The organism is Loktanella sp. F6476L (assembly GCF_023015725.1).
Lineage (GTDB): Bacteria > Pseudomonadota > Alphaproteobacteria > Rhodobacterales > Rhodobacteraceae > Yoonia.
Genome location: NZ_JALKAR010000033.1, coordinates 1 through 1,553 on the forward strand (window position 1 = coordinate 1; position 1,553 = coordinate 1,553).

A 1,553-nucleotide genomic window follows, 5' to 3' on the forward strand; every position below is an offset into this window, starting at 1 on the left:
AAGTTGATTTGCGGCCCTCACAATGCGCGGAAAGTCTAGGGTGAAGCGCCTCATACTCATCCAAGTCTAAAACACGAAGTCATCTGAACTCAGGTCGCCCAGCTGAACGCCAACAAGCGTAATGCTGTTCACGCCATCCGCGATCACTACATTTCCCGCTCCGTTCGTCCCTAGATGATTCGACGTTAAGTCAGCGTAATCCGTAATCGCAGTGACTTCTGTGAGGCGGATGTCCTCACCATCATCGAGCGTATCAAAGTCCATGATGACGTCCGTGCCAAAGTCATTTTCAAAATAGAAGTCATCAGCGCCTTGCCCCCCGGTGAGAATATCGTTCCCCGTGCCTCCGTAGAGCAGATCGATCCCATCTCCTCCAATAATCACGTCATCCCCATCGCCGCCAAACAAGCGGTCGATTCCGTCACCACCATTTATCGTATCAGCACCTTCGCCCCCAAAGAGACGATCCCCGTCCTCATCCCCGTCGATCCGATCATTGCCGTCGCCGCCATAGATCACGTCAACACCTGTGCCACCGCTAATACTGTCGTTATGATCGTTGCCGAATATCAAGTCATTGCCAGCCCCGCCCTCGAGCGTATCAGAGCCAGAATTGCCCTGTATCCGGTCATCGCCTGCATCGCCATAAACATAGTCAAAGGCACCACCACCGGCGATATTGTCATCGCCTGCGCCGCCGTAAATCTCGTCAGTTTGTTGCGCACCAGTGAGATCATCGTTGCCTGCACCACCTTCGATGGTGTCGCTCTGAGATCCCCCAATGATACGGTCTTCTCCATCACCGCCATACAATGTGTCATCGCCAATCCCACCCGTGAGAAAGTCGCTTCCAGCATCCCCGCTCAGAACGTCGTTACCAGACCCGCCATAACCACGGTCATCGCCTTCGCCACCGTTCAGGTGGTCGTTACCCGCACGACCCACCAAAAGGTCACTGCCGACACCACCGTAGACAATATCGTCGCCTTCTTCGCTCAAGATACGGTCGTCGCCTGCGCCGCCGAAAAAGACGTCGTCACCCATCTTACCATCCAGCGTGTCGTTACCGCTGCCGCCTGAAATCGTGTTGGCATCATCCGTACCAACGATGGTATTGTTGCCGCTACCAATGCTGACGTTTTCGAAGTTCGCAAAAGTCCCGGTGACAGCACCCTCAGTGATCACAAGCGTTCCCGCACCCAGATCAATAAAACGATCAACTCCGGTGTCGTTCAATACAAGCGTGTCAAAACCAGTGCCACCGTCCATGCTCTGAGATCCGACACCAGCACGCATCACATCGTTGCCTGCACCGCCATCAAAGACACCACCACCATCGCCCGCAGTAATGTCATCGTCGCCAGCACCACCGTAAATGCTGTCAAACCCAGCACCACCAAAGATCGTATCAGCACCATCACCAGCATAGATCGTGTCATCGCCAACTCCGCCCTCGAGGTAGTCCTCCCCCGTGCCTGCATTTAGCGTGTCGTTGCCAGCACCACCAATGAGGCTGTCATTGAACGCTCCAGTCGTCAGACGGTCACCCGCGC

General features: G+C 54.9%; 1 protein-coding gene. It reads right to left on the bottom strand.

Going from position 1 to position 1,553, the window contains the following annotated elements; genetic code table 11:
* Positions 1–66: 66 nt before the first annotated feature.
* A partial coding sequence (locus tag MWU61_RS19620; RefSeq protein WP_247130169.1) for a calcium-binding protein occupies positions 67–1,553 on the bottom strand: 1,487 nt, incomplete at its 5' end.